Here is a 6,506-nt window from a genome sequence, read left to right on the forward strand (position 1 = left end):
TCCTCGGCGCGGGTGCGCGGCGTGCGCAGGACGGCGCCCACCGGCCCGGCGGCAAGCCGCGCGTGCTGGCCGATCAGCACGTTCTCCAGCACGCTGAGATCGGGAAACAGGCGGATGTTCTGGAACGTGCGCGCCATCCCGCCGCGCAGCACGGCATGCGCGGGCGCGCCGGTGATGTCGCGCCCGTCGAAGCGCACGCGCCCGCCATGTGTCGGCCCGACGCCGCTGATCGCGTTGAACAGCGTGGACTTGCCCGACCCGTTCGGCCCGATCACCGCGACGACCTGTCCCGCCGGCACCGACAGATCGACGCGGTCGAGCGCCACGAGACCGCCGAAGCGCACCGTCAGGCCCGTGATCTCCAGCAGCATCCCCTCGGCCACCGGCGGCAGACCGGGCGGCAGCCCGAGCGGCGGCACCGGCGCGGGCGCGGCATCCGCGCGGCGAACCTCGGCATGCTGGTCGGCGTGGGACAGCGCGGGGGTGCGGCGCACGGCCGGGATCAGCCCGTCGCGCCGGTAGAGCATCATCAGCACCAGGATGATGCCGAAGATCAGCTCGATCGCCGGCACCAGGTCGATCGCCTGCAGCCACGCGCTGCCGACCGCCCTGCCCGCCGCGTGCAGCCAGTTGGTCAGCTCCGGCAGCCACCAGGATTGCAGAAGCTGCAACACGACGGCGCCCGCGACGACGCCCCAGACGCTGCCCATGCCGCCGAGGACGACCATGACGAGGACCATGACGGAGACCGGAAAGCCGAACATCTCCGGCGTCGCGGTCTGCAGCTTCGCCACGTAGAACGTGCCCGTCATGCCGGCGAAGGCGGCGCCGATGGCAAAGGCCAGCAGCTTCGCGCGCACGCAGTCGATGCCGGACGCCGCCGCCGCGACCTCGTCCTCGCGGATCGCGAGCCAGGCCCGCCCCGTGCGGCTGTCGCGCAGGCGGCGGGAGACGAGGATGAGGGCCGCCACCAGCAGCACCGCCACGTAGTAATAGGGCCACGCCGCGACGCCGAAGCTGTAACCGAACAGCGACGGCGGCGCGATACCGTTCAGGCCCATCGCGCCGTTGGTGATCGGCTCCGCGTTGCGCACCACGATCGGCACGATCTCGCCGAAGCCGAGCGTCACGATCGCCAGATAGTCGCCGCGCAGGCGCAGGGTCGGGGCGCCGAACAGCACGCCGAACCCGGCGGCGAGCGCGGCGGAGACCGGCAGCATCAGCCAGAAGCTGACGGTGAAATGCACCGCGTCGCCGTCCGGTCCGGCGAAGCGCGCGACCAGCCCGAGATCGGCGAAGGGCTGCCAGAACGGCGACCAGGGCGGCAGGATCTGAAACGACGTCAGGATGCCGTAGGCATAGGCGCCGATCGCGAAGAACGCCGCGTAGCCGAGGTCGAGCAGCCCCGCGAAGCCGACCACGATGTTGAGGCCGAGCGCGAGCGCCGCATAGGCGCCGGCATTGGCGATGCTGTCGAGATCGGCGTCGTTGCGATGCACCAGCGGCAGCAGCAGCGCCGCCGCCAGCAGCGCCCAGGGCATTGCCCGCGCGACAGCCGGCGGAACGGCGCGCCTCATGACTTCACGACCGCAGGGCGGCCGAACAGCCCGGCCGGACGAAACACGAGGACCAGGACCAGCAGCGAGAAGATGATCACGTCCGCCCAGGCGGCAGCGATGAACTGTCCGGCGAAAGCCTCGATCAGCCCGACCAGCAGGCCGCCTACCATCGCGCCCTCGATGCTGCCGATCCCGCCCAGCACGGCGGCGGTGAAGGCGCGCAGCCCGGCGGTGAAGCCGATCAGGAAGCTGGTGAAGTCGTAATAGAGCCCGAACGCCAGCCCGCCCGCGCCCGCCAGCGCCGAGCCGAGGAAGAAGGCCGTCATCACCACACGGTCCACGTCCACGCCCATCATGCGCGCCGCCTCGGCATCCTGCGCCGTGGCCCGCATGGCGCGACCGAGCCGGGTGCGCCGGACGAACACGTGCAGACCCGCCATCAGCAGCAATGCCGCGAGCCAGATCAGCACCTCCCGCAGCCGCAGGACGGCGCCGCCGATATGCCACGCGACCGGCGGCAGCGGGTCCGGGTAGTTCTTGGAATCCGCGCCGACGCCCAGCAGCACGACGTTGAACAGGATGTAGGACACGCCGATCGTCGTGATCATCGCCGCCGGCCCGCGCACGCCGCGCAGCGGCCGCAGCGACAGCCGCTCGATCGCGACGCCGAGCAAGCCCGACAGCAGCATCGTCACCGCCAGCGCCGCCAGCAGCGCGCCGGCCAGCGCCGCGCCGTGCAGGATGACCGACTGCCCCGACAGGCCGAGCCCCTCCAGCACCCACAGGCCGATGAAGCTGCCGACCATGAAGACGTTGAAATGCGCGAAGTTGATCAGTTCGAGGATGCCGTAGACAAGCGTGAAGCCGAGCGCCAGCAGCGCGTACATCGCGCCGAGGCTGAGGCCGTTGATCGTCTGTTGCAGCAGCAGGTCGCCGAAGCTCATGGCGTCGCGTCAGCTCGTGGGGGCGACGCCGACATAGCGGTACTGATCGAGCACGCTGTCGAGCGGCTTCGTCGGATCGCGACGGACCTGGAAAATGCTCACCGTGCGATCCCGCAGGTCGCCGTTGGCGTCGAAGGACACGGTGCCCTGCAACGTGTCCACCTTCGCCGCCTGGATCGCGTCGCGCACCGCCGCGCGCGTCACGCCGCCATCGGCCGCGTGCACGCGCCGGATCGCGTCCGCGATCACGAGACCCGCGTCATAGGAGGTGATCGCGTAATCGTCCGGCACGATGCCGAAGCGCGCCCGGTAGCGGCGGGCGAAGTCACGCGCGCGCGGGTCGTCGGCGAGATGCGGCGAGGCGATGGTGGCGTACCAGCCCTCGGCCGCCGGAAACCCGGCGCCGGTCAGCATCTCCGGCCCCACCAGCCCGTCGCCGCCGCCGCGCACGAGGCCGGGCAGGATCTCGTGGCATTGCTTGACCAGCTTCACGCCGGCCATGAGCACGCCGCCGTAGTAGAGCGCGTCCGGACCCAGCGCCTTGATCTTCGTCAGCACGGCGGCATAGTCCGCCGCCTTTGGATCGAGCCGGTCGCGGCCGAGGACGCGCATCCCCTTGACCGAAGCCCGTCGCTGGAACGCATCGGCGAGCCCCACGCCGAACGCGCCGCTGTCGTCGAGCACATAGAGCGCGCGCACCTTCAGCGTCTCGGCGAAGTAGTTGGCGAGGTCCGGCCCCTGATAGGCGTCGGTGGTCACGGTGCGGAAGAACACGGTCTTGCCGCCCGGGCGGTAAAGCGGCGCATAGCGGGGGTCGGTCAGGTCCGGATTGGTCGCCGCCGGCGTGATGATGGCAAGGCCGCCGCGGCTGAGGATCGGCGCCATCGCCTTGGCCGCCCCGCTCATCTGCGGGCCGATAGCCGCGATCATGGCGTCGTCGCCGACCATGCGCCGCGCGTTGGTCGCCGCCTGCGCCGGGTCGTACTGGCCGGCGGTCGCGGTGCCGTCGTCATAGGTCGCCGCCTCGATCCGCACGCCGTCGAGCGTGGCGTTGGCCTCGTCGAGCGCGAGTTGCGCGCCGTACTTGATCCGCACCGCGCTTTCGGCGTCGCCGCCGGTCAGCGACAGGTCGATGCCGACCCGCACCACCTGCGTCGCCGCCCGGGCGCGCCGGGTCACGGCGAGGCCCGCGACCGTCGCGGCCGCGAGGCGTCCCACATGCCGGCGTGTCAGTCCCGCGTCCCGCATCCGACCCCCGTCCGCTCGCCCGCCCCATCCGTGCGCCCGCCGACACCGGCCGAGCAAGCCACGCGCCAGCGAGTCGCGATCCGTTCACTTGCCTAACACGCCCCGGCGGCGCCTGCTGCGCCATCGACGAGAGGCGGAGACTTCCATGACCGACGCACCGGGCCACCCGGGTATTGCTCCACGCTGGACCAGCAGCGCCAAGAGCGGGGTCGGCACCGCGCTCTCGCCCCTCAGCCGGGTGTGGTTCACCCTCAGCCACGGCATCCTCAACGAGGTCTATTACCCGCGCGTCGATCAGGCCTGCGTCCGCGACCTCGGCTTCCTGGTCTCCGGCCCGGACGGCTTCTTCTCCGAGGAGAAGCGCGACGCGCAGCACCGCGTGGAACGCGTCGCCCACGGCGTGCCGGCCTTCCGGTTGCTGAACACCTGCAACGAGGGGCGGTACCTGATCGAAAAGCGCGTGCTGTCCGACCCCAAGCGCGAAGTCGTGCTGCAGCATGTCCGGCTGCAGACGCTGAGCGGCGGACCGCTGCGGCTGTTTGCCCTGCTGTCGCCGCATCTGGTCAACGGCGGCGCGCACAACACCGCCTGGGTCGGGGACTACAAGGGTGTCCCGATGCTGTTCGCCGAGGGCGACGGCACGTCGCTGGCGCTGGCCGCCGATGGCGGCTGGCTCGCGCGCTCGGTCGGGTTCGTCGGCCACAGCGACGGCTGGCAGCAGGTCAGCCGCGACGGCCATCTCGCGCAATGCTGGGACCGGGCGGCGGACGGCAACGTGGCGCTGTGCGGCGAGATCGCGGCGGACGAGGCGGGGGTGCTGCTCGCGCTCGGCTTCGGCCGCACCTGGAGCGAGGCCGCCTATCGCGCCCGTGCCTCGCTGCAGGACGGCTTTCCCGCCGCCACCGATGCCTATACCGCCGCCTGGCGTCACTGGCAGTCGGGGCTGCTGCCGCTCGACCGGCACGAGCCGCGCCACGGGCACAACCCGTACCGTATTTCGACCAACATCCTGCGCGTGCATGAAAGCCCCGGCTTTCCCGGCGGGCTGATCGCCAGCATGTCGATCCCATGGGGTGCGACCAAGGGCGACGATGACCTCGGCGGCTATCATCTCGTCTGGCCGCGCGACCTCGGCGAGACGGCGGGCGGCCTGCTCGCCTGCGGCGCCAATGCCGAGGCGCGACGGGTGCTCGACTACCTCCGCACGACGCAGGAGGCGGACGGGTGCTGGCCGCAGAACACATGGCTGGACGGCCTGCCCTACTGGAGCGGCGTGCAGCTCGACGAGACGGCGTTTCCCATCCTCGTGCTCGACCTCGCGCGGCGTCATGGCGCGGTGGGCGAAGGCGACCTGCCGGCCTACTGGCCGATGGTGCGCGACGCCGCCGCCTATCTGTGCCGCAACGGCCCCGTCACCGGACAGGACCGGTGGGAGGAGGACAGCGGCTTCTCCACCTTCACCCTGGGCGTGGTGATCTCCGGCCTGCTGGCCGCCGCCGATCTCGCGGACATCGCCGGCGCGGGCGCGGATGCCGCGTTCTTCCGCGACACCGCCGATGCGTGGGAGGCGCGGATCGACGAATGGGCCTGGGCCGCCGGCACGTCGATCGCGCGCGACGCGGGGGTCGACGGCTATTACGTCCGCATCAGCCCGCCGGACGGCATCGGCGGACGGATCAACATCAAGAACCGGCCGGACTGGGACAGCTGGGCGCCGGCGGCCGAGGTGGTCAGCCCCGACGCGCTCGCGCTGGTGCGCTTCGGCCTGCGTGCCCCGTCCGATCCGCGCATGGCGGCGACGGTGCGGGCGATCGACCATCTGCTGCGCGTCGAGCTGCCGGCCGGCCCGTGCTGGTACCGCTACAACCACGACGGCTACGGCGAGCACGAGGACGGCAGCGCCTTCAACGGCACCGGGACCGGCCGCCTGTGGCCGCTGCTGACCGGCGAGCGGGCGCATTACGAGCTGATCGCCGGCAACCGGGCGGAGGCGCACCGGCTGCTGGAGACGATGGAGGCGCTGACCAGCCCGGGCGGCCTGATCCCCGAACAGATCTGGGACGCCGACGACATCCCGGCGCAGGAACTGGTGCGCGGCGCGCCCAGCGGCTCGGCGATGCCGCTGGTGTGGGCACATGCTGAGCATCTGAAGCTGATCCGCTCGCTGTCCGAAGGCGCCGCGTTCGACCTGCCGCCGCAGACGGTCGCGCGCTATCTGGACGCCCGCACGCCCGCGCGCTGCAGCGTATGGCGCCCGGATTTCCGCTGCCCGACGCTGCGGGCGGGCACCGTGCTGCGCGTCGACCTGCCGGCGGCGGCGACCCTGCGCTGGTCGCGCGACGGCTGGCACACCTGGCAGGAGACGCCGACGCGCGACACCGGGCTCGGTCTGCACAGCGCGGAGATCGACCCCGCCGGCGCGGCGTCGGTCGTGTTCACGTGGCGGCGCGCGGACGGCGCCTGGGCCGGGGAGGACGTGACGCTGCGGACGGGCTGAGGCGCGGACGGCGTAATTCCGCGCGCGGTCAGTGGACCGCCGCGTACATGATCCGCTCCTCGGTCGCCTCCGTCGCGGTGAACTCCTCGACGATGCGGCCCTGGCGGGCGACGAGGATGCGGTCCGACAGGTTCATCACCTCCGGCAGATAGGAGGAGATGACGACGACGGCGAGCCCCTCGTCCGCCAGCCGGTTGATCAGCTGGTGGATTTCCGCGATCGCCCCGACATCGACGCCGCGCGTCGGCTCGTCGAAGA

General features: G+C 71.8%; 4 protein-coding genes and 1 pseudogene. 1 reads left to right on the top strand and 4 read right to left on the bottom strand.

The genetic code is table 11. From position 1 onward, the window contains the following. From B8460_RS06870 to B8460_RS06880, 3 genes are all read right to left on the bottom strand, one after another. Positions 1-1,577 (bottom strand): ABC transporter permease subunit (locus B8460_RS06870; RefSeq protein ID WP_048860844.1); only part of this gene is annotated, 1,577 nt, incomplete at its 3' end. Further along, the gene (locus tag B8460_RS06875; RefSeq protein WP_048860840.1) at positions 1,574-2,503 is read right to left on the bottom strand and encodes a branched-chain amino acid ABC transporter permease; all 930 of its coding nucleotides are present in this window, start codon (positions 2,501-2,503) and stop codon (positions 1,574-1,576) included. The genes B8460_RS06875 and B8460_RS06870, both read right to left, overlap by 4 nt. 9 nt (positions 2,504-2,512) lie before the next feature. Beyond that, a complete protein-coding gene (locus B8460_RS06880) occupies positions 2,513-3,751 on the bottom strand; it encodes a branched-chain amino acid ABC transporter substrate-binding protein (RefSeq protein WP_048860841.1) in 1,239 nt (412 codons plus the stop codon). A gap of 145 nt (positions 3,752-3,896) precedes the next feature. Here B8460_RS06880 and B8460_RS06885 point away from each other — a divergent pair, with 145 nt between their 5' ends. Then, a complete protein-coding gene (locus tag B8460_RS06885) occupies positions 3,897-6,248 on the top strand; it encodes a glucan 1,4-alpha-glucosidase (RefSeq protein WP_048860842.1) in 2,352 nt (783 codons plus the stop codon). Positions 6,249-6,276: 28 nt separating this feature from the next. Here the strand turns inward: B8460_RS06885 and B8460_RS06890 are convergent. Continuing rightward, a pseudogene (locus B8460_RS06890) lies at positions 6,277-6,506 on the bottom strand (ABC transporter ATP-binding protein); the annotation flags it as partial.

Source organism: Acidisphaera rubrifaciens HS-AP3, from assembly GCF_000964365.1.
GTDB classification, from domain to species: domain Bacteria; phylum Pseudomonadota; class Alphaproteobacteria; order Acetobacterales; family Acetobacteraceae; genus Acidisphaera; species Acidisphaera rubrifaciens.